A 24,784-nucleotide genomic window follows, 5' to 3' on the forward strand; every position below is an offset into this window, starting at 1 on the left:
GAGTCTGGGAAGATGGGGGCGACGATGACGTCGCCCCCAGGTCAGGGACCAAGCACTGCACACCCGCACATCCCAAGGAGCGGACAGATGCCCATCGCAACCCCCGAGGTCTACGCCGAGATGCTCGACCGGGCGAAGGCAGGCAAGTTCGCCTACCCGGCCATCAATGTGACGTCGACCCAGACCCTGCACGCTGCGCTGCGCGGCTTCGCGGAGGCGGAGAGCGACGGCATCGTCCAGATCTCCACCGGTGGGGCCGAATTCCTGGGCGGCCAGTACAACAAGGACATGGTGACGGGCGCTGTGGCCCTCGCCGAGTTCGCGCACATCGTCGCCGCCAAGTACGACATCACGGTCGCGCTGCACACCGACCACTGCCCCAAGGACAAGCTGGACGGTTACGTACGTCCGCTGCTCGACGTCTCCGCCGAGCGTGTCGCCAAGGGTCTCAACCCGCTCTTCCAGTCCCACATGTGGGACGGTTCGGCCGAGACCCTTGCCGACAACCTGGCCATCGGCCAGGAGCTGCTCGCCAAGGCCGCCGCCGCGAAGATCATCCTCGAGGTCGAGATCACCCCGACCGGTGGCGAGGAGGACGGCGTCACGCACGAGATCAACGACGAGCTGTACACGACCGTCGACGATGCCCTGCGCACCGCCGAGGCGCTCGGTCTGGGCGAGAAGGGCCGCTACCTGCTGGCCGCGTCCTTCGGGAACGTCCACGGCGTCTACAAGCCGGGCAACGTCGTCCTGCGTCCCGAGCTCCTCAAGGACCTGCAGGAGGGCGTCGGAGCCAAGTACGGCAAGGCGGCGGGCAGCCAGCCCTTCGACTTCGTCTTCCATGGCGGCTCGGGCTCCACGGCCGAGGAGATCGCCACCGCGCTGGAGAACGGCGTCGTGAAGATGAACCTCGACACCGACACGCAGTACGCATTCACGCGGCCGATCGTGGACCACGTGTTCCGGAACTACGACGGTGTGCTGAAGGTCGACGGCGAGGTCGGCAACAAGAAGGTCTACGACCCGCGCAGCTGGGGCAAGTCCGCCGAGGGGGGCATGGCCAAGCGCGTCACGGAGGCCTGCGCCAACCTGCGCTCCTCGGGCACGAAGCTCAAGTAGCCACGGCGCTAGAGCAGCCACGGCGCTCGATCGCACGGACGTACGTCACGGACGTACGCGTGGGCCCGGTCTCCCTTTTCGTCCCGGGAGGCCGGGCCCACGGCCGTACCGGTGAGGAAGGGCCACCTGTGGGCAAGGCCGCGCGCTACGACTTCGACACCGTCGTCGACCGCCGGGGTACCTGGTGCGTCCAGTGGGACGGGGTCGCCGACCGGTTCGGCGTGGACGGGCTGCTGCCGTTCACGATCTCCGACATGGACTTCGAGACCGCGCCCGAGGTGCTGAGCGCGCTGCGCGACCGCCTCGGCCACGGGGTCCTGGGTTACACCACCTGGCAACAGGACGACTTCCGTTCCGCCGTGGCGCACTGGTACGCGACCCGGTACGGCACCGGGATCGACACCGGGCGGCTGGTCTACGGCCCCTCCGTCCTCAGCCAGGTGTCGCAGCTGCTCCAGATGTGGACGGACGAGGGCGACGCCGTGGTCGTCCACACCCCCACGTACGACGGCTTCCGCAAGGTGGTCACCGGGCTCGGACGGGAGCTGCGCGGTGTGCCGCTGGGGGACACCGAGGCGCTGGACCGGGAGCTCGCCCGCCCCGGCGCGAAGGTGCTCGTGCTGTGCTCGCCGCACAACCCGACGGGCCGGGTGTGGACGGAGACGGAGCTCCGCGAGACGGCCGCGCTCGCCACGCGCCACGGGGTCGCGGTGATCAGCGACGAGATCCACGCCGACTTCGTCCATGAAGGGCACACGCACATCCCCTGGCCCCGGGTCGCGGGCGACGGCCGCTGGGCGGTCGTCACGTCGGCGTCCAAGTCCTTCAACTTTCCGGCGCTGACCGGGTCCTACGGACTGATCGGTGACCCGGCCGATCACACGGAGTTCCTCCGCCGCATAGAAACGGCGGAGGGCCTGGCCTCCCCGGCGGTGCTCTCCCTGACCGCCCACATCGCCGCATACCGCGAGGGAGCTCCCTGGCTCGACGCGGTGCGGGAGTACGCCGCCGGAAACCTCGCCCTGGTCGCGAAGCGCCTGAACGGGGCGTTCCCGGAACTTGGCTGGGAGCCGCCGCAGGCCGGTTATCTGGCCTGGATCGACGTCCGTCCCCTGGATGTGGACGACGAGGCGCTGCAGGAAGCGCTGATCGAGCGGGAGAAGGTCGCGATCATGCCGGGGGCGGTGTACGGAGCCCCGGGCTTCCTCCGTCTGAACGTGGGCTGCCCCCGCAGCAAGGCGGAGGCGGGAGTGGCCGCGCTGGTGCGAGCGGTGCGGACGGTGCGAGCGGTGCGCCCGAGGACCCCTCGGTAGGGTGACCGCCATGTGGATGAAGATCGCTGCGGTGGTCCTGGCCGGTGCGGTGAGCCTGTCGGCCTCCGGGTGCGGGGGGCCGGGCCCCGACGGCGCCGGTGCCGGCGCCGAGGAGGAGGCGATTGGTGAGATCCTGCCTCAGAAGCTGGCCCCACCGGCCGACATGCCCGAGGAGGAGCTGCGGCCCTCCCCGGCCGACGACGCCACGTTCGCCGAGAACCTCGCGTACGAGCTGCGCCGCAAGACGCTCGACATGGCCCGGGCACCGGGCAAGGTCACCGCCGAGTGCCCGAAGGACGTGGGTTCGAAAAGCGGCACCCAGGTGACCTGCACGGCCACGTATGAAGGGCTCGACGTGGTGTGGAACGTGAGCATCGGGGAGAAGTCGGGCTGGTCCGACAACGTCGTGGAGTTCGAGGCGGCACCCGGCAAGGGCGTCCTCACCCGCGACGGTGTCGCCCGGCTGCTGTACGGCAACTACCGCGACAGCATCGACTACGCGCTCTGCAACGACATCCCCGAGGCCGTACTGGTGCCCTTGGACACGGACACCGCGTACGCCTGCGAGGTGGTCTTCAAGGGCAAGAAGCCGATCGGCTTCAACGAGAAGGTGCGGGTCACCGAGGCCGGCCCGCGGGTCTACTGACGGGAATCCGTTCCCGGACCGGGTGGCCGCGGCGCGCGGCCACCGCGATGCTGGGCACATGGGCGAGACGACCTCCGACGGTGACATCCGCGTGGCCTCGGCGCCCGGGCGCTGGGTGGTGCTGACCACCGTCCTCGGGTCGAGCATGGCCCTGCTCGACTCCACGGTCATCAATGTCGCCCTGCCCCGCATCGGCGAGGACCTCGGCACCGACCTCGCGGCACTCCAGTGGACCGTCAACGCCTACATGCTCACGCTGGCCGGGCTGATCCTGCTCGGGGGCGCGCTCGGGGACCGGTTCGGCAGGCGCAGGGTGTTCGTCGTCGGGGTCGTCTGGTTCGCCGGGGCCTCGTTGCTGTGCGGGATCGCGCCCGACGCGGGGGTGCTGGTCGCAGCCCGGGCGCTGCAAGGGGTGGGGGGTGCGCTGCTCACGCCCGGTTCGCTGGCCATCATCCAGGCGAGTTTCCATCCCGACGACCGGGCCCGGGCCGTGGGGCTCTGGTCCGGGCTCGGCGGGGTCGGGGCCGCGGTCGGCCCGTTCGTCGGGGGCTGGCTGGTGGACGGGCCCGGCTGGCGGTGGGTGTTCCTGCTGAACCTGCCGCTGGCCGCCGTCTGCGTGCCCGTCGCCCTGCGCCATGTGCCGGAGTCCCGGGAGCCCGGCGCCCACGGCCGCTTCGACGTGCTCGGGGCCGCGCTGGCCGCGCTCTCGCTCGCCCTGGTCACGTACGCGCTGATCGAGGTGCCGGAGAAGGGCGCGTCGCCCCTGGTCGTCGGTGCGGCACTCGGCGGCGTGCTGCTCGGCGCGGTCTTCGTCCGGCTGGAGAGGCGGCGGGCGGACCCGATGGTGCCACCGTCGATCTTCGCCTCCCGGCAGTTCACCGCCGTCAACATCGTCACGTTCTGTGTGTACGCCGCACTCGGAGGGTTCTTCTTCCTGTCCGCGATCCAGCTCCAGGTCGTCGCCGGGTACTCGGCGCTCGGCGCGGGCACCGCGCTGCTGCCGACGACCGTGCTGATGCTGCTCTTCTCCGCGTCCGCCGGTGACCTCGGCCGGCGCATCGGGCCGAGGATCCCGCTCACCGCCGGTCCGCTGCTGGCAGCGGCCGGGATGCTGCTGATGCTGCGGGTCGGCCCGGGCGCCTCGTACGTGCGGGACGTCCTGCCGGCCGTCGTCGTGCTGGGGCTCGGCATGGTCACCCTGGTCGCGCCGCTCACCGCGACGGTGCTGGCCGCCGTGGACACCGGGCGGGCCGGGCTCGCCAGCGGGATCAACAACGCCGCCGCGCGGGCGGCCGGCCTGCTCGCGGTGGCCGCGCTGCCGCTGCTGGCCGGGATGGGCCCGGAGGCGTACAAGGACGCCGGGGAGTTCGCCTCGACGTTCCGGCGGGCGATGCCGATGTGTGCCGGACTGCTGGTGGCGGGTGCGGTGATCGCCTGGTGGACCCTGCGGGCCGGGCCGCGGCCCGCGCGGGATGCCCGGCCCGCGTGCGCGACGCACTGCGGGGTCACCGCCCCGCCCTTGGAGCCCAACCCCGGACACAGGCACACTTGACCCATGTCCATCCACGAGAACCTGCTCGGGGGCCCTGCCCCGACCCACCTGCCCGACGACCCGGAGCCGCGCGAACTGCTCGCGGCCGGCACGGCGCCCGCCGATGTCGCGGCGAAGTACCCCACGTCCTCGCTGGCCTGGGCGCAGCTCGCCGACGAGGCGTACGAGGGCGGCCGGGTCGTCGAGTCCTACGCGTACGCCCGCACCGGCTACCACCGCGGCCTGGACTCCCTGCGCCGGGCGGGCTGGAAGGGCCACGGCCCCGTTCCGTTCGAGCACGAGCCGAACCGGGGCTTCCTGCGGGCGCTGCACGCCCTGGCGCGCGCCGCCCAGGCGATCGGTGAGCAGGAGGAGTACGAACGGTGCTCGTCCTTCCTGCGTGACTCCTCGCAGACCGCCGCCGACATCCTGAGCTGATCCTCCCGCTCTCCGGGCCTCGCGGGCCGTCGCCCGCGGGGCCCGACGCATGCCGGACGGGACCGGTCTAGGATGCCGACAGGGGACCGGAGCTCCACTACCTCTCAGGAAGGGGCGGACCGCTACCCGGAAGCTCGTGTCGAGGAGACAGAAATGTCGACAGCCCACCCCGACCCCGAAGCCACCGGTGCGGACACCCCGCACCTGGACTTCGCGGGAACGACTCCGTACGAGGACTACGTCCAGGCGGACGTCCTGACCCACCTGCAGCACCTGCGCTCCGACGACCCCGGAGAGATGGTCTTCCTGGTCACCACCCAGGTCATGGAGCTGTGGTTCACGGTCATCGTCCATGAGTGGGAGACGGCGGCGCACGCCCTGCGCGAGGACCGCATACCGGTGGCCCGCGACGCGCTGAAGCGCTCGCTGCGGGAGCTGGAGGCGCTGAACGCCTCCTGGAAGCCGCTGGCCGGCCTCACCCCCGCGCAGTTCAACTCCTACCGGGGCTCGCTCGGCGAGGGCTCCGGATTCCAGTCGGCGATGTACCGGCGGATGGAATTCCTGCTGGGCGACAAGTCGGCGTCCATGCTCGTGCCCCACCGGGGCGCGCCCCGCGTCCACGCCGAGCTGGAGAAGGCGCTCCAGGAACCCGGCCTGTACGACGAGACGCTGGCCCTGCTGGCCCGGCGCGGCTACGCCGTCCCGCAGTCGGTGCTCACCCGGGACCTGTCGCGGAAGTACGAGCCGTCCCCCGCGGTCGAGGCCGTCTGGGCGGAGATCTACGCCAACCCGGACCAGAACGACGAACTCGTGCGGCTCGGTGAGGTGCTGACCGACGTCGGCGAGCTGGTCTGGCGCTGGCGCAACGACCACCTGACCGCCACCCGGCGGGCTATGGGCTCGAAGACCGGCACCGGGGGCTCGGCCGGGGTCGCCTGGCTGGAGAAGCGGGCCACCAAGAGCGTCTTCCCCGAGCTCTGGACGGCGCGCAGCCATGTCTGACCTGCAGGAGCGCGCACAGGCGCTCGACATCGCCGACGAGCTGGCCGCGCACCGCGACCTGTTCGCCCTCGACGACACGGTCTACCTCGACGGGAACTCGCTGGGCGCGCTGCCCCGCCACGTTCCTGCGCGCCTTCAGGACGTCATCACCCGCGAGTGGGGCGCGCTGCGCATCCGCTCCTGGGACGAGAGCGGCTGGTGGACCGCGCCCGAGCGGATCGGCGACCGCATCGCCCCGCTGGTCGGGGCGGCCGCCGGCCGGATCGTGGTGGGCGACTCCACGAGCGTGAACGTCTTCAAGGCCGTGGTCGCCGCGAGCCGCCTCGCCGGTGGCGGACGCGACGAGATCCTCGTCGACGCGACGACGTTCCCCACGGACGGGTACATCGCCGGGTCGGCGGCCCGGATGACGGGGCACCGGCTCGTCCCGGTCGCCCCGTCCGAGGTGCCGGCCGCCCTCGGCCCTCGTACGGCGGCCGTCCTGCTCAACCACGTCGACTACCGCACGGGCAGGCTCCACGACCTGCCGGGGCTCACCGCCGCCGTGCACGCGGCGGGCGCCCTCGTGGTCTGGGACCTGTGCCACAGCGCGGGCGCCCTGCCGGTCGGCCTCGACGAGCACGGCGTGGACCTGGCCGTCGGATGCACGTACAAGTACCTCAACGGCGGGCCCGGTTCACCCGCCTACCTGTACGTCGCCGAGCGCCACCAGGCGGCTTTCGACTCCCCCCTGCCCGGGTGGACCTCGCATGCCGACCCGTTCGGGATGACTCACGGATACACCCCCGCGGACGGTTCCGTGCGGGGCCGGGTCGGCACCCCGGACATCCTTTCCATGCTGGCCCTGGAAGCGGCGCTGGACGTGTGGGAGGGCGTCGGTGTCGAGGCCGTACGGGCCAAGTCCCTCGCCCTGACCGACTTCTTCCTGGAGTGCGTCGACGCGTACGTCCCCGAGGGCCGGGTCACCTCGGTCACCCCGGCCGCCCACGCGGAGCGGGGCAGCCAGGTGTCGCTGCGCTGCGAGGACCCCGCCGAGGCGGAACCGGTGATGCGCGCGCTCGTCGAGCGCGGCGTGATCGGCGACCTGCGCCGTCCGGACGTCCTCCGGTTCGGATTCACCCCGCTGTACGTCGGGTTCGCGGACGCGGAGCGGGCTGCGCGGATCCTCTCGGAGGTACTGACGGCGTAGTGCCCGTGCCGGACGGGCCCACTCTCCGGGCCCGTCCGGCCGCTGCGCGTCGTACTGATACCGTCCCCGCAGGTCAGTCCAGTTGGGCTTGTGCGTAGGACGGTTGGAGCAGCATGTCGGATTCTGCCGCGCGTGATCATGACGCAGCCGAGACCGAGTCGGCGTTCGCGCATCCGGCGGTCGCCCCCGACCGGTCCGCGGCCTACGGCAGCCACCCCGACCAGGTGATCGACTTCTTCGCGCCGCGCGACGGCAGGGACGGCGCTCCGCTCGTCGTCGTCCTGCACGGCGGAGCCTGGCGGGCCCCGTACGACCGGCAGCACGTGTCGCCGTTCGCGGACTTCCTGGCCCGGCGCGGGTTCGCGGTGGCGAGCGTCGAGTACCGGCGCGGCGGCGGGGGCCCGGAGCAGGAGGGACCCGTCGCCGGGCGCTGGCCGGAGACGTTCGACGACGTGGCCGCGGCGATGGACGCCCTGCCGGTGCTGACGGCCCGGGAGCTGCCGCAGGCCGACATACGCAGGACCGTGGTCACCGGGCACTCGGCGGGCGGCCAGCTCGCCCTGTGGGCCGCCGCCCGGCATGTGCTCCCGGTGGGGTCGCCGTGGCGGCTGCCCGCGCCGCCGCCGCTGCGCGCGGTCGTCGCCCTGGCGCCGATCGGGGACTTCGCGAGCGCCGTCGAGCTGGACGTCTGCTCCGGGGCGGTGCACCAACTGCTGGGCGAGGGGGCGGAGTTCGCCGAGCGTGGTGCACACGCCGATCCGGCGCTCCTGCTGCCGACCGGGATCGCGACGGCCGTCGTGCAGGGAGCCTGCGACCTCACCGTGCCGCAGGCGGTCACGGAGGCGTTCGTGGACGCCGCGGCGAAGGCCGGCGAGATGGTCGGGCTGACGCTGCTGGACGGCGTCGGCCACTTCCCGCTGATCGATCCCTCGGCGGACGCGTGTGCGGTGGTGGCCGAGGAGATCGCCCAGCTGGCCTGGTAGTACTTGCGACGGACGGCGCAGGATCCGCATCACTGCTGACGACCCGGGCGCCGGGCGGCACCTACCGTGTAGGCGTGACCGAGACGAAGACCAGAAGCCCGGAGTACCGGCTGGCCGCAGGGGCGATAGGTGACCTGCGGCAGGACCTCTTCCACCATGTGTTCGACTACCGTCCGATGGGCCCGCTGGGCACGGACGGTCCGGTGATCCGCAGGCTGCCGAAGACGATCCGCACGCGGGCCGTCTGGTTCCCGCACGCGGTGGTGGCCGCGGTCGCGCTGATCGCGCTGCTGGGGGGCGTCTTCACGGCGAACACCTACTCGCCGTTCGGGATCGCGACGGTCATCAGCGCGTTCCTGCCGGCAGCCACGTTGCTGATGACGCTGGTCCGCCCCGTCCTCGCGTTCTGGGTGTCGATCGTCTCGACCCCTGTGGTGGCCGTGGCCGGCAGCGGCGACTGGCCCTGGCAGCCGAGCGCCTTCGCCTGCCACCTGGGTGTGCTGGTCGTCGCCGCGGCGAGGACCCGGCCGCGTACCGCCGCCTGGATGTGGGTGATCACCCTGCTCGTCGGGAGCTTCCTGGGGGAATTCGGCCCGGGCTTCTCCAACACCGCGCCCATGGCCGTCACCTCGGCGTTCGCCCTGCTCGTCGTCACCATGGTGCAGGTCCGCCACGAGGCCCGTCGCGAGGTGACGGTGCAGCGCACCGTCACCGCCGTCGAACGCGACCGGCGCACACTCCTGGAGGAGCGCACCACCATCGCCCGTGAGCTGCACGACGTCGTCGCCCACCACATGTCGGTCGTCGCGATCCAGGCCGAGGCCGCCCCGTACCGGGTGGAGAACCCGCCGCCCGAGCTGGAGCAGGCCTTCGTCACCATCCGGGAGAACGCCGTCGCCGCGCTCACCGAGCTGCGCCGCGTCCTCGGAGTCGTACGGGCGGAGGACTACGAGGCGCCGGACGCCCCGCAGCCCACCCTCGCCGAGGTCGACCGGCTGCTGGACAACGTCCGGGAGACGGGCCTGGAGACGGAGAAGACGGTCACCGGCGCGGTACGCGCGCTTCCGCAGGGCGTCGAGCTGTCGGCGTACCGGATCGTCCAGGAAGCACTGAGCAACACGCTCAGGCACGCGCCGGGCGCCACCGCCAAGGTGGAGATCGGCTACGTGCTCGGCGGGCTGGGCCTGCGCGTCGTCAACGGTCCCGCCAGGGGACTGGTCAAGCCCTCACCGGGCGCCGGGCACGGGATCACGGGGATGCGGGAGCGGGTGGCGATGCTGAACGGGGAGATGACGGCCGAGGTGACGGAGGACGGCGGCTACGAGGTCACCGTGTTCCTCCCCGTGCCGGCAACCGAGGCCACCACCACGACGGGCGGAACGGCGTGAACGACACGATCCGCGTCCTGATCGTCGACGACCAGATGATGGTCCGAGAGGGCTTCTCCGTCCTGCTCAACGCGATGCCCGGCATCGAGGTCGTCGGCGAGGCCGTCGACGGTCGCCAGGCCGTCTCGCAGGTCGCCGCCCTGCGCCCCGACGTGGTGCTGATGGACATCCGGATGCCCGAGCTCAACGGCATCGAGGCGACCCGGCAGATCGTCGCCGCCGACGCGGACGCCAAGGTGCTCGTGCTGACCACCTTCGACCTCGACGAGTACGTGTACCAGGCGCTGCGCGCCGGGGCCTCCGGTTTCCTGCTGAAGGACGCCTCCGCGCGCCAGCTCGCCGACGGCGTACGGGTCGTGGCGTCCGGCGAGGCGCTGCTCGCGCCGACCGTGACCCGGCGCCTGATCACCGAGTTCTCCAAGCTCGCCGAGGCGCCCCGGCCGCCGGCCATGGCCCGGATCGGCGACCTCACCGAGCGGGAGACCGAGGTGCTCGTGCTGATCGCCCAAGGGCTGTCGAACCTGGAGATCGCCTCGCACCTCGTGGTCGCCGAGTCGACGATCAAGACGCACGTCAGCCGCGTCCTGGTGAAGCTGGGCCTGCGCGACCGCACCCAGGCGGCCGTGTTCGCGTACGAGGCGAGGCTGGTCACCCCCGGATAGCGTCGGGCCATGCACGTGTCCTTCGATCCCTGGTCCCCGGCGTTCGTCGCCGACCCGTACCCCGCCTACGCCGCGCTGCGCGCCACCGGCCGGGCGCACTACTTCGAGCCGACCCGGCAGTGGCTCGTCCCGCACTACTCCGAGGTGTCCGGGCTGCTGCGCGACCGGCGCCTGGGCCGGACCTACCTGCACCGCTTCACCCACGACGAGTTCGGCCTGGCCGCACCGCCCGCCGCCCACGAGCCGTTCCACACGCTCAACGGCCAGGGGATCCTCGATCTGGAGGCCCCCGACCACACCCGGATCCGGCGGCTGGTCGCCAAGGCGTTCACCCCGCGCACGGTCGAGATGCTCGTCCCCTCCGTGGAGCGGATGGCGGCCGGGCTCGTCGAGGAGTTCGTGGCGGCGGGCGGCGGCGACCTGCTCGCCGCGGTGGCCGAGCCGCTGCCCGTGGCCGTCATCGCCGAGATGCTCGGCGTCCCGGAGGGCGACCGGGCACTGCTGCGCCCCTGGTCGGCGGCGATCTGCGGGATGTTCGAGCTGAACCCGACGGAGGAGACGGCACAGGCCGCCGTGCAGGCCTCGGCCGAGTTCTCCGCATACCTGCGTGGACTGATCACCGCGCGGCGGGGTGACCCCGGCCCGGACCTGATCTCCGCGCTCATCGCCGCCCACGACGACGACGACCGGCTGACCGAGCAGGAGATCGTCTCCACGTGCGTGCTGCTGCTGAACGCGGGGCACGAGGCGACCGTCAACGCCACCGTCAACGGCTGGTGGACGCTCTTCCGCCACCCCGGGCAGCTGGCGTCCCTGCGGGCCGACCACAGCCTGCTGCCGACCGCCGTGGAGGAGCTGCTGCGCTACGACACACCGGTGCCCATGTTCGCGCGGTGGGTTCTGGACGACATCGAGATCGACGGCACCGTCATCGAGCGTGGCTCCCAGGTGGCGCTGCTCTTCGGCTCGGCCAACCGGGACCCGGAGCGGTTCACCGACGCGGAACAGCTGGACCTGTCCCGCGGGGACAACCCGCACATCTCCTTCGGTGCGGGCATCCACTACTGCCTGGGGGCCCCCTTGGCCCGCGTCGAACTCGAGGCCTCATTCGGGGCGTTGCTGCGCAGCGCGCCCGGGATGCGGCCGGTGGCGGAGCCGGAGTGGAAGCCGGGGTACGTGATCCGGGGGCTGCGGGAGCTGCTGGTCGAGATCTGAGGCGGGGAACCCGGGGCCGCGGGGCCTGGCCGGGCCGGCCCCGCGACACCGCGTTCGGCCCCCGAGGCGACTCCGGCGAGGCCGTCGTCCACGGGGGCACCCGGCGGCCGTCCTTCGCTCGCGGCCGCCGGAGCGACCGGCGGCGGTCACTCCCCGGGCGGTTCCGCCGGGAGTACCAGCGCCCACGCCCCCGCCCGTACGGTCCAGGTGCGGGTCCGGACCGGGCCCGCGACCTGTATGTCCGCGCGGTAGCGGAAATCCGGGCCGGACACCGTGACGGCCTTGACCTCCGCCGTGATCGTCTCGCCGGAGGCGGTGTGGATCACCACGTCCGCCAGGCCGCCGTCGCCCTGGGAGGTCACCGAGACGCCCTCGACCGGCCGGTCCAGATCGTTCAGCAGGACACCGTCCGCCTCGACCCGGAGCCGGTGGGCGCGGAGTGGCGCGGACGCGGAGGCCGGGGCCGGGCGGACCAGGGCCGCCACCAGCGTCCGGCAGGTGTCCCAGACCGTGGGGGGCGCCGCCGCACCCGAGGTGGCGCCGGTGGCCGGGATACGCAGATCACCCAGGACCACGCCGTCGCTGTCGTCGACCAGCAGGTCCAGGCGGCGTGCCGCCCCGTCGAGCGCCGTGCGCGCCGCCGCGACCGCGCCCCTGGGCACGCCGAGCGCGTGGGCGAGTTCCAGGGTGTGCGCCGCACCGACCGGAATCAGGGAGAGCGTGCTGTCCGCGAGCTCCCGTTCCCGGTGCAGCTGGGCCACGGCGCGCAGCAGCGCGTGGTCGTCGCCGACGACCACCGGCCGCCTGCCGCCCCGCCTCGACAGGGCCCTGGCGAACTCGTCAGGGCCGTCCGGAAGGCAGATCTTCGCGTGGGATCCGGCGCTCAGGACGTCCTTCGCGATGCGGACGGACTCGCCGTCGTAGCGCCTGGCGAGGGGGTCGATGAGCACGAGTAGCTGGTGGTCGCCGTCGCCGGGGGGCTCTGCAGCCGACACCTCGGTCCTTCCTCGGGTAGCATCTTGGTGCAAGAGCCCCTTGCGCTATTGCGCCAGGGGCTTCGTCTATTCCGGGGCACCCGGTTCGACGGCTCAGGCTGTGCCGTACATCGTCGTGCGGCAGGTACGACCTTTACGTACGCCCCCTGACCTTGGACATGCCCCGCCCGGAAGGGGTGTACGCCTGTGCCCGCACTTGTGCTGCTCGGTGCTCAGTGGGGTGACGAGGGCAAGGGGAAGGCCACCGACCTCCTCGGTGGATCCGTTGATTATGTGGTGCGTTACCAGGGCGGCAACAATGCCGGCCACACGGTCGTCGTAGGCGACCAGAAGTACGCACTGCATCTCCTCCCCTCCGGAATCCTGTCACCGGGGTGTACCCCGGTCATCGGTAACGGTGTCGTCGTCGACCCGGCGGTCCTGCTCTCCGAGCTGAGCGGTCTGAACGAGCGAGGCGTCGACACGTCCAAGCTCCTGATCAGCGGCAACGCTCATTTGATCACTCCGTACAACGTCACCGTCGACAAGGTGACGGAACGCTTCCTCGGGAAGCGCAAGATCGGTACGACCGGGCGCGGCATCGGCCCCACGTACGCCGACAAGATCAACCGGGTCGGCATCCGCGTCCAGGACCTCTACGACGAGTCGATCCTCGAGCAGAAGGTCGAAGCGGCGCTGGAGCAGAAGAACCAGCTCCTGGCCAAGGTCTTCAACCGGCGCGCGATCGAGTCGGGGAAGATCGTCGAGGAGATGCTCCAGTACGCGGAGCAGATCAGGCCCTACGTCGCCGACACGACGCTGATCCTGAACGACGCCATCGACGAGGGCAAGGTCGTCCTCTTCGAGGGCGGCCAGGGCACCCTCCTGGACGTCGACCACGGCACGTATCCCTTCGTCACCTCGTCGAACCCGACCGCGGGCGGAGCCTGCACCGGGTCCGGTGTCGGCCCGACGAAGATCAGCCGGGTCATCGGCATCCTCAAGGCCTACACCACGCGCGTCGGGGCCGGACCCTTCCCGACGGAACTTCTCGACGAGGACGGCGAGGCGCTGCGCCGCATCGGGGGCGAGCGCGGTGTCACGACCGGCCGCGACCGTCGCTGCGGCTGGTTCGACGCCCCGATCGCGCGGTACGCGACCCGGGTCAACGGCCTCACGGACTTCTTCCTCACGAAGCTGGACGTGCTGACCGGCTGGGAGCAGATCCCGGTGTGCGTGGCGTACGAGATCGACGGCAAGCGTGTCGAGGAGCTCCCGTACAGCCAGACCGACTTCCACCACGCGAAGCCGATCTACGAGATGCTGCCGGGCTGGTCCGAGGACATCACGAAGGCCAAGACCTTCGACGACCTGCCGAAGAACGCGCGGGCGTACGTCAAGGCGCTGGAGGAGATGTCCGGCGCCCCGATCTCCGCGATCGGTGTCGGCCCCGGCCGCACCGAGACCATCGAGATCAACTCCTTCCTCTAGGAGCCGCGCTCCCTTGCGGAGCCGTGCGTGAGGGCCCCCGGCGAGCGCGTCGCCGGGGGCCCTCACGTGTGTGCGGCCGGAGTCAGTCCGCGCGCCGGAAGGTGGCCGGTGCGTCGTCCTCAGAGCCCACCCAGGTCATGGACAGCCCGTCGGCGCCCTTCATCTGCACCGTCCGCGTCCCGCCGCCCTCGCACTTGTCCTCGGGCTCCGCCGCCGTCACGGCCTGCGGGCCGAGGCGCAGCTCCTTGCTGTTCGCGTGGACGAGGATGCTCTCCTCCTCGCAGTGGTAGGCGGGCCCGTCGCTGGTGTACCTGCCGACCACCTCGCCATTGGCACCCTGGCTCAGCACCAGCGTGGTCCTGTCGGGGGAGGGCGAGCCACCCGTCTCCACGTACTCCCACGTCCCGAGGAACTCGGCGGGGATGGGCGTGGCGTTCTCGACGGTCCTGGTGAGGACCGCGGTCTCGCCGTCGTCGTCGGTCCAGATGAGCGTGCCGTCACCCGCGGCACGGACCGTCTGCCGGCCTCCGTCGGAGCACGACTCCTCGGGAATGCTGGTGAGCGCCCGGGACTCCAGCACCATCAGGTTGCCGAAGGAGACCAGCTCGGCGGCGCCGTTGCACAGCTCGTCGTCGAACGAGTTGAAGGTCGTGGCCACATCGGCGCCCACGCCTCCCTGGGTGATGGTGATGCGGCGGAAGGAAATGGGCTGCTGCTCGCTGTCCTTGCCGGTCCCTTCCCAGGTCCCCAGGTACTCCTTGGCGATGACGCCTTCCACGGCCGCGGACGGATCGGCGGACGGGTCCGTGGACGGGGTGTCGTCGGTGGAGGGGTCCGCGGAGGGCTTCTCGCTCTCCTTCGAGGGGCCGGCCTGCGCACCCGTGCCCTTGTCGTCGGTCTTGTCCGACCCCGCGGTGACGGCCGCGTACGTGATCCCGCCCGCGAGGAGGGCGACGACGGCGACGGCCGCGGTGACGAGGAGGGCGGTGCGCCGGCGCCGGGTGCCGGGAGTCTGCGGGCCGGTCCCGTGGGAGCCGGTACCGTGCGGGCCCGTTCCGTGCGGGCCCGGGTCGGTGGGGAGCGCCATGGGGGCGCCGAAGACGCCCAGCTGGGCGGGTGCGGCGGGCGGTGCCGGAGTGGGCGTGGGTGCCGGGGCGGGCGTCGGCGTCACGGCCGGGGGCGGGGTCGCCGCAGGCCCGGGGAGCGGTGCCGCTGGCGTGGCCGGCTCCGGCGTCACAGCCGGTGGCCGCGTGGCCTCGCGTGACGGGGCCGGGGGAGCCGAGGGCGGCGGCGGGGTCGCCGCGGGGGGCGCTAGCGGCGGCGCGCTGGGAGGCGGGGGAGTGTGCCCCGCGGCCGGAAGCGGCGTGGGCGCAACGAAGGGCGGCGGTGTGGGCGGGGCCACGGGGAGAGGAGGCGTCGCACCGGCCGGCGGGGGCGTCGCACCGGTCGGCGACCCGGCCGGCCGGGCCGGGATCCGGTGCCCGGGGCCGTCGGAGTCCAGCAGTTCCGCGGCCTTGCGGCCGAGTTCGGCGATGAGTGCGGACGGCAGCCACGGTTCGGTGTCCCCGGCCGCCTCCTCCGTCCGGGAGGCGACTTCGGACGGCGACGGCCGGTCGGCCGGATCCTTCGCCAGGCAGGCCCGCACCAGCTCGGTCAGGCCCTCGGGAAGGCCCGTCAGGTCGGGTTCCTCCTGCGCGATCCGGAACATGACGGCGTGCATGCTGCTCTCCGAGGAGCCGAACGGATGCCGGCGGGTACCGGCGAAGGCCAGCACCGATCCCAGGGAGAAGACGTCGCTGACAGGCGTGAGCGCCTCGCCGCGCACCTGCTCGGGCGACATGTACCCCGGTGAGCCGATCACCGCGCCGGTGCGCGTCAGCTTGCCGTCGGCGGTCACCGCGTCCAGGGCCCTGGCGATACCGAAGTCGATGACGCGCGGCCCGTCGATCGTCACCAGGACGTTGGCGGGCTTGAGGTCGCGGTGGATCAGGCCCGCCGAGTGGACAGCGGTGAGCGCCTGGGCGAGCCGGTGGGCGAGGATGCTCACCGAGCGTTCAGGCAGCGGCTCGGAACGTTCGGCGAGCACGGCGTGCAGGGACGGGCCGGGAACGTACGCCGTCGCCACCCAGGGCGCGGGGGCGTCGGTGTCCGCGTCCAGCACGGCCGCGGTCCACAGCCCGCCGACCCGGCGGGCCGCCGCGATCTCCTGCGCGAAGCGCCTGCGGAACTCCGGCTCCGTGGCGAGCTCGGAGCGTACGAGCTTCACGGCGACGGTCCGCCCGCCCGCGGAACGTGCCAGGTACACCTCGCCCATGCCCCCCGCGCCCAGGCGGGCGAGCAGGCGGTACGGGCCAATATGTGACGGGTCGTCATGTGTCAGCTGGTCCACCGTCGGATCCTCGCACAGGGGCCGCCGTCGGAGCGCCCGGACGGCCTGCTGTGGTGCAGTTCCGTTACCGTGCGGTGGTGTCGTCGTGGCCTGCAGGTCCGGAGCGCGCCCCGCGGCTCAGGCCTCCGCGCCCGCGGCGGCGAGCTCGCGCACCGCGGACGCGGTGGGCGATGTGTTCGCGGCGCGGTGCACGGCGTTCGTACCGGACCACGCCCACGGAGGCCGGCACGCCCGGCGCGGGGGTGAGCGCGCGGCCACGACATTCCCGGCGCTGAACCATGCCATGGCTGCCCGTGCTCCCCTCGTGGGCCGGCCTGCGGGCACCGCGTACGGGCGGGGGCCAGGAAGGGGGTGGGCAGGTGGACAGCTCGCCGTGCAGTTCGCCCCGGGCTCAACTGGCTTGAAGTGGAGGCCGGTTGGGCGGCCGCGCCTTGACAGGTCCAGACCATTCGGATTCAGTGTCCGGCACGTCACGTCGGTCCGCCGCGGTGCTCGGCGCGCCGTACCGAAGGAGTGAGCAGCGCTGAAACGCATCAAGAGGTTCCTGACCGCACTGAGTGCCGTCGTCACCACGGCCGCCTTCCTGCCGGGTGCCGCCGCGACGGCCGGACCCGCGGGGGACGTGCCGGTGTGCGCGCCCTTGTGGAGTGCCGCCACCGCGTACACGGCGGGCGGCGCCGTCTCGCACCACGGGCGCAACTGGAGTGCCGGGTGGTGGACGCAGAACGAGAATCCGGGTGCCGCCTCCGTCTGGTCGGACCAGGGGGCCTGTGCCGGAGGGGAGTCTGACTTCGCCGTCAGCGAGGCCCAGTTCGACGCGATCTTTCCGGACCGCCACCCCTTCTACACGTACCAGGGGCTGGTCGACGCACTGCACGCCTACCCGCGCTTCGCCAACACCGGCACACCGCAGACACGGGCCCGGGAGGCCGCCGCCTTCCTGACACACGCCGACTTCGAGTCCGTCGGGCTGCGGTACGTCAAGGAGATCAACGAGGCGAACTACTGGCGCAAGTGCGACTACGGCCGGCCGTACGGCTGCCCGGCGGGGCAGACGGCGTACTACGGCCGGGGGCCGATCATGTTCAGCTGGAACTTCAACTACAAGGCCGCGGGCGATGCCCTGGGCCTGGACCTGCTGAACGACCCATGGCTGGTGGAGCGGGATCCGTCGGTGGCCTGGCGGACCGCCCTCTGGTACTGGAACACCCAGAACGGCCCCGGCACGATGACCTCGCACGATGCCATGGTGGGCGGCGCGGGCTTCGGCGAGACGATCCGTTCGCTCAACGGTGCCCTGGAGTGCGACGGCGGCAACGCCGGGTCGGTGGCGGCGCGCGTCGCCAGGTACGAGCGGATCACCGGGATCATCGGGACGGCACCGGGGCCGGGCCTCACCTGCTGACCGGGCCGGGTGGGTGTCGCGAACGCCGCTGTGGCTGTGGCTGTGGCTGTGGCTGTGGCTGTGGCGATGCGCGCATGAGAACCGACTGTTGGTCTAGACCTTGACAGGTTCAGACCATTATCGATTGAGTGGGGGCACCCCCCATGGCGGCGCACCCTTCTGGCGGCGCCGCGCCGAAGGAGTGATCACGTGATCAAACGTGTCATGAGCCTGCTGACCGCGTTGGGCGCGGTCGTCGCCACGCTCGTCTTTCTTCCCGCAGCCACGGCATCGGCGGCCACCTGCGCCCCGGCCTGGAACTCCTCGTCCGTCTACTGGGGAGGCGGGGCCGCCTCGTACAACGGGCACAACTGGTCCGCGAAGTGGTGGACGCAGAACGAGAAGCCGGGCACGGCGGACGTCTGGGCCGACCAGGGCACCTGCGGTACCGGCGGTGGCGGTACGGATCCGGGCCAGCCGAACCCCTCGGGATTCGTCGTCAGCGAGGCCCAGTTCAACCAGATGTTCCCGAGCCGGAACTCCTTCTACACCTACAGCGGCCTGACCGCGGCTCTGAGCGCCTACCCGGGCTTCGCCAACACCGGCAGCGACACGGTCAAGAAGCAGGAAGCCGCGGCGTTCCTCGCCAACGTCAGCCACGAGACCGGAGGCCTGGTCCACGTCGTGGAGCAGAACACCGCCAACTACCCGCACTACTGCGACACCAGCCAGTCCTACGGCTGCCCGGCCGGCCAGGCCGCCTACTACGGCCGGGGGCCGATCCAGCTCAGCTGGAACTTCAACTACAAGGCCGCCGGTGACGCGCTCGGCATCGACCTGCTGGGCAACCCCTGGCAGGTGGAGCAGAACGCTTCCGTCGCCTGGAAGACCGGCCTCTGGTACTGGAACACGCAGAGCGGCCCCGGCACCATGACGCCCCACAACGCCATGGTCAACGGCGCCGGCTTCGGCGAGACCATCCGGTCCATCAACGGATCCCTGGAATGCAACGGCGGCAACCCCGCCCAGGTCCAGAGCCGCATCGACAAGTACCGCGCCTTCGTCCAGATCCTCGGCACCACGCCCGGCTCCAACCTGAGCTGCTGAGCGTCCCACCGTCCGCGTCAGGGGGCGTGCCCGGCTGCTGCCGGGTACGCCCCCGATGCCGTTCCGGAGCCGGTGATTGACAGGATCACCCACCATGACGACGGACAGCGGAAGCACCCCACCCGTGAGCACCGGGGCCCGGCTCGCTCTGATCGACACGGCCCTCGCCCTGCCCTTCCCGGCGGGGGAGGAGAGCGAGGACAGCGGGGTGCGCAGCAGCGGCCCCGGGTACCACCTGATCACCCTGCAGGCGAGCAGGGACTTCTGGGACGACCGGTCGCCCGAGCTCGTGGAGCCCGCGGAGCAGGAGATCGAGGACGAGTTCGGTGTGCTCGCCACAGCGTTGACCGGTCGCTGGGGAGAGCCGGAGACCGTGGACCTCTGGCCCTACCTCGAAGCAGTGGACGGCTCCCCTCCGGAGCCCATGGGGCAACTCTGCAGTCTGGCGGGGAGCATGCAGGTCTGGCGCGTCCCGGGAAGCGGACGGTGGATCGGCCTGGCCGTGGGGCAGGCCGATCCCGAATTCCCCATCTGGCTGCTGGCGGCGGTGGGTGGGACGGGGACGCTGCCCGGGTGAATCGGTGGACCGCCCAGCGCGGGGCGGGGCCACCGGCCCGTGGCCACCTTCAGAGCATCGCGGGTTTCACGGACATCAGCAGGTGCCGGTAGGCCGGGTTCTCCGTGTCCTCCCCACCCGTGAGCAGGGCCCGGCGCCCCGGTCCCATCAGGCTCAGGCGGACCGTCTCGCCGTCGAAGGACGAAAGAGCGTCCATGAGGTAGGCGGGGTTGAAGGCCACCGTCATCTCCTCCGCGCCCTCCACGGTGGCCGGCAAGCTCTGCGAGGCCACATCGTCCTCGTAACCGGCCTGCAGCAGCACCGATCCGCCCGGGCCGCCCGAGAAGCTCATCTGCAGCGGGCTGCCACCGTCCGCGACCACCGAGACGCGCTTGACCGCCTCGGCCAGCCGGGCCCGGTCCGTCACCGCCTCGGTGGGGCCGTCCATCGCGAACAGCTTGTCGTGGTGGGGCAGCCGGCCGTCCAGCAGGCGCACCGTCGACCGCATGCCGGCGTGCTCGAACCCCACCGAGCCCCCGTCCACCGCCACGCTGACCAGGCCCGGCCGGCCGAGCGAGCGGGCGATCTCCGTCAGGCGGCGGGCCGACACCACCACGTCGGCCGCCACATCGGGGGCCGTCGCCTTCCAGGGCAGGGTGTGGACCGCGAAGCGGTACCGGTCGGTCGCCGCGAGCGTCATCGTCGAGCCGTCGAGCACGAGCCGGATGCCGGTGAGCGTCGGCAGTGTGTCGTCCCGGCCGGCGGCCACCGCCACGTGAGCGACCGCCGCGGCGAACTCCGGCGCGTCCACGGCTCCCCGGACCTCCGGCAGCGACGGCGGAGCGGGGTAGTCGTCGAGCGGCAGGAGCGAGAGCCCGAAGCGGGCGCCGTCCCCCGTCACCGTGAAGCGGGACCCCTCCGTCGCGCACTCCACCGGCCCGTCGGGCAGCACCTTGCAGATGTCGAGCAACCGCCGCCCCATGACGAGCACCGTGCCCGCCCGTTCGGTACAGGCCTCGGCCTCGACGCACGCCGAGGCCTCGAAGTCCAGACCGGAGACCCGCAGCCGGCCGTCCGCCGCGTCGAGCAGGAGCCCGCCCAGGACGGGCACGGGCGACCTGGCCGGCAGTACCCGCGCGGCCCACGCCACGGCATCGGTCAGTGCGCCACGCTCGATGCGGAACCTCATGGCAGGGACCCTTCTCGTCCGGGCATACGACACGGTCGAGAAGCACGCTATGCGGCACCACCGACAACCACGTGCGGCCGGCGGCAGCGACCACCCCCGTAGGCCGCTGCCGCCGTGCTCTCCGGCGAAGCCCGACGCCGTGCGACGCCGCCGTGATCCGGGACGTCACCGACGTCCCCCGACACTCCCGGTCGTCCCGGAACACCGTGGGGACTCTAGGGGGACGAGGGTGCGACGGGGAGATTCAGGTCGCACTGCGAGGGTATTCACGGGGTACCGGACCGCACAGCGGACCAGTACTGTGCACTCCGGTTTCGGGTACGAGCGGGGGAGATGTGCGCGCGCGGGAACGGGCCGACGACGTACTGCTGATGTACCGGCTCGCGCGGACGGGCGGATCGCAGGAACTGCTGCGCCGGCTGGCCCACCGGGCCGAGGGCTGGGCCGGGCTCCTCGACGCCGACGGCACCGTACTCCAGGCCGTGGCCGGCACCACCCGCCGGCCGGGACACGAGGCCGCGGACCTCGCCGCTCGGGGCACGCGGGAGCTCACGGCCCGGGGCGCCCGCGCGCACTCCCTCGACACCGAAGGGTGCACCGCCCGGCTGCTCCCCCTCGACCGGGCTCCCGAGGGCGGCCGTGCGACCGTCCTCGCCGTCGTCGCGCCCCGGCCGTTGCCCGACGGGCTGGCCACGTTGATGGCCGACGCGACGATGCCCCTGGCCCTGTCCTGGGCGTCCGAGAGCCTCGAACGCAGACGCCGCCGGGTCGACCTCGCGGAGTCCAGGGGACGGGAAGCGGTGCTGCACCTGCTGATGACGGGTCAGCTCTCCATCGCCCATCAGGTGGCCGGCGCGCTGCGGCCGAGACTCCCCGACCCCGTGCGGGTCTGCGTCGTCGAGTGCTCGGGCGGACAGCGGGACGAGGTGGCCCGGATCTGCGCGGACGCCTCCGGCGGCAGGACGTGGATCGTGCGCTGCCCGGTGTACGCACGCCATCTGATCCTGATCATGCCGGCGGAGGAGGGGGGCGCGGAGCCGGGAGACCACCGCACGCGGGAGGCCGGCGACCCGCTCGACCTGGCCGTGGCCGGCCTGGTGGACGACTGCGTCGTCGGCGTCAGCGAGGAGGTGCCGCTGTCCGGCACGGCGACCGCCTACCGGCAGGCCTTCCACGCGCTCGCCGTCGCCCGGCCCCTCCCCGGCCGTCACGCCAGGTTCGGCGCCGCACCCGAACCCGCCCTGGCCGTCGGGAGCCTGGGGGCGCGCTGGGCGGACGAGCTCCTGGCGCCGCTGCTCACCCATCTGCCGCGCCGCTCCCAGGACCCGGGCAGCCAGGAACTCGCGGCGACCGCCGTCTCCTGGCTGGCCTTCTCCTCCCTCTCCACCCAGCACCTGAAGATCCACCGCAACACCCTGGCCGCCCGCCTGAAGCTGATCGGCGAACTGCTCGGGCTGGACCTGCACCGCGTCGGGGACCAGGCAGCCCTCGATCTCGCCCTCCGCATCAGAGCCACCCCGGCGCCGTACCGCGCCGACGGCCGGAACGCCGACGCGTCCGGCGGCCTCGAATCGGTCCTGCGCGCACCCGGGGTGCGGGACTGGGCCGCCGGGCAGCTGCGCCTCGTCGCGCCGGCCGGCCCGGCGGCCGAGGAGACGCTGCGGACATGGCTGCGCTGCGAGGCCCGACTGACCCCGACCGCGGCTGAGCTCGGCATCTCGGTGCCGGGCGCCCGCAAACGCATCACCCGGCTCGAAACCGTCCTGCGCCGCTCGTTGCTCCAGGCCCCCAGTGCGCGGTACGACCTGTGGCTGGCGTTCAGGGCGGTGGACCTCGCCGCCTGAGCCGTCGGGCGCCGAGCGCCGGGCGCCGGGCGCCGAACTCCGCGCTCCGAGTTCCGGGCCCGTGAGCTCCTGAGCCCCTTGAGCCCTTGAGCCCTTGAGCCCGAGCCCATGGGGCCGAGGGCCGAGGAGACAGCCGGTGCCGGTGCGGGGCCCCGGGGTTCAGCCCGTCTTCGTGTAGGTCAGACTCTCCCCGGTCTCCGGGATCTCCCGGCGCAGGGTCCCGTCGGGCAGCAGGGTCAGGACGGTGGGCCTGCCCGGGGTGCACGACGTCATCGGCTCGCCGGCGGTGACCTCGGAGGGGCCGATGCGGACGGGGGAGCCGGAGGCCGGCTCGGCCTGCAGGGCGGCCTCGAAGACGCAGTGGTAGGAGCCTCCGGTGTCCAGCGGGCCCTCGGCGGTGAGGGACAGGACCGTGTCCCCGACTTCGCCCTGCCGGATGACCAGGTCACGGGTGGACCGGCCCGCGCCGTTGTCGATGGAGCCCGACCAGGAGCCCACATAGTCGGCGGGGATCGCGCCCGCGGTGTTCTTCCCGTCATCGGAGAGGGCCGGCGAGGGATCGGGGCCTTCCGTGCCGGAAGCCTCCGTGCCGGAGCCTCCCGCGTCGGCGAAAGGGGAGCCTGTCGTGGACGCGGTGGGCGTGGGGGACGCCGTGCCGTGTCCGTCACCACCGCGCATGAAGGAGTAGACCGACCAGCCCGCCCCGATCGCGACGACCAGCGCCACCGCGACCAGCAGCACCGTCGAGCCCGCCGAACGCCGGCGCACCGGGCCGGGGGCCGGGAAGTGCGGTGCGGGCGGGATGTACGGGGGCGTGGGCCCGTAGCCGTTGCCGTAACCCGGGGCGGGCTGCGGCGGGTAGGCATACGAGCCCTGCGGGGCGGGCTGTTGCGGGTAGCCGTACGAGGCCTGCGGGGCCGGCTGCGGGGTGGACTGCGGCGGGTAGGCGGACGAGGGCTGCGGTGGTGGTGCGTCGGGACCCGCCAGGGTGGGCATCGCGTGGACGGGGCCGGGCGGTCGCTGAGGCGCGGGCGGGGTGGCCGGCTTCTCTTGCGGGCCGCTTTCGGGGCCCGCGAGGCCCTCCGGGTCCTCGGAATCGAGCAACTCCACCGCGTGCCTGCCCAGCTGGGCGATCAGGGCGCCGGGCAGCCAGGGCTCGGCGGTCTCCGGAGCACCGAGCCGCTCCAGGACGGCGTCTGTCGAGGGCCGCGCGGCCGGGTCCTTCGCCAGACAGTCCCGGATCAGCTCGACCAGGTCGACGGGGACGCCGGTGAGGTCGGGATCCTCCTGCGCGATCCGGTACATCAGGGCGTGGCCCCCGTTGTCCGCGCCCCCGAACGGAAGCCGCCCGGTGGCGGCGTACGCCAGTACGGAGCCGAGGCAGAACACGTCGCAGGCGGGGGTCACGCGCTCGCCGCGTACCTGTTCGGGCGCCATGAAGCCGGGTGAGCCGATCAGCGCGCCGGTGCGGGTGAGACCACCGTCGACGGCGGTCTCCAGGGCTCTGGCGATGCCGAAGTCGATGACCCGGGGGCCGTCGATCGTCATCAGGACGTTGGACGGCTTCAGGTCGCGGTGGACGAGCCCCGCCCGGTGGATGTCCTGCAGGGCGCTCGCGAGCCCGGCGCCCAGGACACGGACGGAACGCTCGGGGAGCGGGCCGTACGCCCCCGAATCGGCCGCCGGGGCCCCGGGGCGGCCCGAGACGATCCGGTGGAGGGCGGGACCGGCGACGTAACCGGTGGCCACCCACGGCACTGCGGCGTCGATGTCCGCGTCGAGGACCGGGGCGGTCCAGGGGCCGCCGACCTGCCGCGCAGCCTGCACCTCCGCCCGGAAGCGGTCGCGGAACTGCTGCTGCTCCGCGAGCTCCGGACGGACCAGCTTGATGGCGACGGTGCGTCCCCGGTCGGAGCGGGCCAGGAAGACCTGGCCCATTCCGCCGGCGCCGAGGCACCCGAGCAGGCGGTAGTTCCCGATGCGTTGCGGATCGCCGGAGCCCAGCTTCTCCATGTGCGCTTCCTCCCCGTACGGCCGTGGTGGGCCGTGGTCGAGAATAGCGGCGGGTTCCCTCGGCCGGACCGGGGACGGACGGGAGCCGGGTCCGCGGGTGCCGCCGTCGGGGGAACAGCGCCCGCCGTCGGGGGAACAGCGCCCGCGCGGGCGGTTCCCTAACCGGGTTGCTATTGATGACGAGGAAACGTGAGGACTGCTCACACATTCCTTCGAGCGCGTCAGCCTTTTGCGCATGGCTGCGCGTCGCGGCGGTTATCCGCGAGCTGATTTCGCTACCCACAGGTAATAAATGGATTTGCCGAAGCGGCTAGTGGCCGACCACGCGAAGAACGCCGCATTGCGGGCAGG

The 24,784-nt window shown here is 72.5% G+C and carries 21 protein-coding genes; 16 read left to right on the plus strand and 5 right to left on the minus strand.

What is annotated here, in order from left to right; translation table 11 throughout:
- The first annotated feature begins 87 nt into the window (after window positions 1-87).
- The 11 genes from fbaA (at window position 88) to QFZ58_RS19710 (ending at window position 11,486) form a co-directional block, all read left to right on the plus strand.
- Window positions 88-1,119 (plus strand): class II fructose-bisphosphate aldolase, encoded by a 1,032-nt coding sequence (gene fbaA / locus QFZ58_RS19660; RefSeq protein ID WP_307126206.1) that lies wholly within the window; start codon window positions 88-90, stop codon window positions 1,117-1,119.
- 128 nt (window positions 1,120-1,247) lie between these two features.
- Window positions 1,248-2,432: a MalY/PatB family protein gene (locus QFZ58_RS19665; protein ID WP_307126207.1), complete on the plus strand. Its 1,185-nt coding sequence runs from the start codon at window positions 1,248-1,250 to the stop codon at window positions 2,430-2,432.
- Between the two features lie 16 nt (window positions 2,433-2,448).
- Window positions 2,449-3,078: a hypothetical protein gene (locus QFZ58_RS19670; RefSeq protein WP_307126208.1), complete on the plus strand. Its 630-nt coding sequence runs from the start codon at window positions 2,449-2,451 to the stop codon at window positions 3,076-3,078.
- Between the two features lie 58 nt (window positions 3,079-3,136).
- Window positions 3,137-4,630 (plus strand): MFS transporter, encoded by a 1,494-nt coding sequence (locus tag QFZ58_RS19675; RefSeq protein ID WP_307126209.1) that lies wholly within the window; start codon window positions 3,137-3,139, stop codon window positions 4,628-4,630.
- Window positions 4,631-4,633: 3 nt separating this feature from the next.
- Entirely contained in the window at window positions 4,634-5,047 is a 414-nt protein-coding gene (locus tag QFZ58_RS19680) for a DUF3151 domain-containing protein (protein WP_307126210.1), read from the plus strand.
- A gap of 153 nt (window positions 5,048-5,200) precedes the next feature.
- The gene (locus tag QFZ58_RS19685) at window positions 5,201-6,049 is read left to right on the plus strand and encodes a tryptophan 2,3-dioxygenase family protein (protein ID WP_307126211.1); all 849 of its coding nucleotides are present in this window, start codon (window positions 5,201-5,203) and stop codon (window positions 6,047-6,049) included.
- Complete coding sequence (kynU, locus tag QFZ58_RS19690) at window positions 6,042-7,238, plus strand: kynureninase (protein ID WP_307126212.1); 1,197 nt, start codon at window positions 6,042-6,044, stop codon at window positions 7,236-7,238. Before QFZ58_RS19685 ends, kynU begins: the two co-directional genes overlap by 8 nt.
- Before the next feature lie 113 nt (window positions 7,239-7,351).
- Window positions 7,352-8,221 carry a S9 family peptidase gene (locus QFZ58_RS19695; protein ID WP_307126213.1) on the plus strand — a complete coding sequence of 290 codons (870 nt, stop codon included), beginning with the start codon at window positions 7,352-7,354 and terminating at the stop codon, window positions 8,219-8,221.
- A gap of 74 nt (window positions 8,222-8,295) precedes the next feature.
- Window positions 8,296-9,609, plus strand: a complete 1,314-nt coding sequence (locus QFZ58_RS19700) for a sensor histidine kinase (protein ID WP_307126214.1) — start codon at window positions 8,296-8,298, stop codon at window positions 9,607-9,609.
- Complete coding sequence (locus QFZ58_RS19705) at window positions 9,606-10,271, plus strand: response regulator transcription factor (RefSeq protein WP_307126215.1); 666 nt, start codon at window positions 9,606-9,608, stop codon at window positions 10,269-10,271. Before QFZ58_RS19700 ends, QFZ58_RS19705 begins: the two co-directional genes overlap by 4 nt.
- A gap of 9 nt (window positions 10,272-10,280) precedes the next feature.
- The gene (locus QFZ58_RS19710; protein WP_307126216.1) at window positions 10,281-11,486 is read left to right on the plus strand and encodes a cytochrome P450; all 1,206 of its coding nucleotides are present in this window, start codon (window positions 10,281-10,283) and stop codon (window positions 11,484-11,486) included.
- A 146-nt stretch (window positions 11,487-11,632) separates the two neighbouring features.
- Here the strand turns inward: QFZ58_RS19710 and QFZ58_RS19715 are convergent, their stop codons facing one another.
- A complete protein-coding gene (locus tag QFZ58_RS19715) occupies window positions 11,633-12,481 on the minus strand; it encodes a diacylglycerol kinase (RefSeq protein WP_307126217.1) in 849 nt (282 codons plus the stop codon).
- A 186-nt stretch (window positions 12,482-12,667) separates the two neighbouring features.
- On the opposite strand from QFZ58_RS19715, the gene QFZ58_RS19720 reads away from it, so the two are divergent.
- Window positions 12,668-13,951, plus strand: a complete 1,284-nt coding sequence (locus QFZ58_RS19720) for an adenylosuccinate synthase (protein WP_307126218.1) — start codon at window positions 12,668-12,670, stop codon at window positions 13,949-13,951.
- 82 nt (window positions 13,952-14,033) lie between these two features.
- On the opposite strand, the gene QFZ58_RS19725 is transcribed toward QFZ58_RS19720, so the two are convergent.
- Both QFZ58_RS19725 and QFZ58_RS19730 read right to left on the minus strand, forming a co-directional pair.
- Window positions 14,034-16,340, minus strand: a complete 2,307-nt coding sequence (locus QFZ58_RS19725; RefSeq protein WP_307126219.1) for a serine/threonine-protein kinase — start codon at window positions 16,338-16,340, stop codon at window positions 14,034-14,036.
- Window positions 16,341-16,457: 117 nt separating this feature from the next.
- Window positions 16,458-16,625, minus strand: a complete 168-nt coding sequence (locus tag QFZ58_RS19730; RefSeq protein WP_307126220.1) for a hypothetical protein — start codon at window positions 16,623-16,625, stop codon at window positions 16,458-16,460.
- Window positions 16,626-16,863: 238 nt separating this feature from the next.
- On the opposite strand from QFZ58_RS19730, the gene QFZ58_RS19735 reads away from it, so the two are divergent.
- The 3 genes from QFZ58_RS19735 to QFZ58_RS19745 all read left to right on the plus strand — a co-directional run bounded on the left by QFZ58_RS19735 (window position 16,864) and on the right by QFZ58_RS19745 (window position 19,408).
- Window positions 16,864-17,745, plus strand: a complete 882-nt coding sequence (locus tag QFZ58_RS19735) for a glycoside hydrolase family 19 protein (RefSeq protein ID WP_307128926.1) — start codon at window positions 16,864-16,866, stop codon at window positions 17,743-17,745.
- Between the two features lie 189 nt (window positions 17,746-17,934).
- On the plus strand, window positions 17,935-18,831 hold the full coding sequence (locus tag QFZ58_RS19740; RefSeq protein ID WP_307126221.1) for a glycoside hydrolase family 19 protein: 897 nt from the start codon (window positions 17,935-17,937) through the stop codon (window positions 18,829-18,831).
- Between the two features lie 94 nt (window positions 18,832-18,925).
- Entirely contained in the window at window positions 18,926-19,408 is a 483-nt protein-coding gene (locus tag QFZ58_RS19745; protein ID WP_307126222.1) for a hypothetical protein, read from the plus strand.
- Between the two features lie 49 nt (window positions 19,409-19,457).
- Here QFZ58_RS19745 and dnaN read toward each other — a convergent pair whose 3' ends face one another.
- Window positions 19,458-20,576, minus strand: coding sequence for a DNA polymerase III subunit beta (gene dnaN, locus QFZ58_RS19750; protein ID WP_307126223.1), 1,119 nt, complete (start codon window positions 20,574-20,576; stop codon window positions 19,458-19,460).
- Between the two features lie 371 nt (window positions 20,577-20,947).
- Between dnaN and QFZ58_RS19755 the strand changes: the two genes are divergently transcribed.
- Window positions 20,948-22,420, plus strand: a complete 1,473-nt coding sequence (locus tag QFZ58_RS19755; RefSeq protein WP_307128927.1) for a helix-turn-helix domain-containing protein — start codon at window positions 20,948-20,950, stop codon at window positions 22,418-22,420.
- 159 nt (window positions 22,421-22,579) lie between these two features.
- Here the strand turns inward: QFZ58_RS19755 and QFZ58_RS19760 are convergent, their stop codons facing one another.
- The gene (locus QFZ58_RS19760) at window positions 22,580-24,433 is read right to left on the minus strand and encodes a serine/threonine-protein kinase (protein WP_307126224.1); all 1,854 of its coding nucleotides are present in this window, start codon (window positions 24,431-24,433) and stop codon (window positions 22,580-22,582) included.
- Window positions 24,434-24,784: the final 351 nt, after the last annotated feature.

The organism is Streptomyces sp. B1I3 (genome assembly GCF_030816615.1).
Lineage (GTDB): Bacteria > Actinomycetota > Actinomycetes > Streptomycetales > Streptomycetaceae > Streptomyces.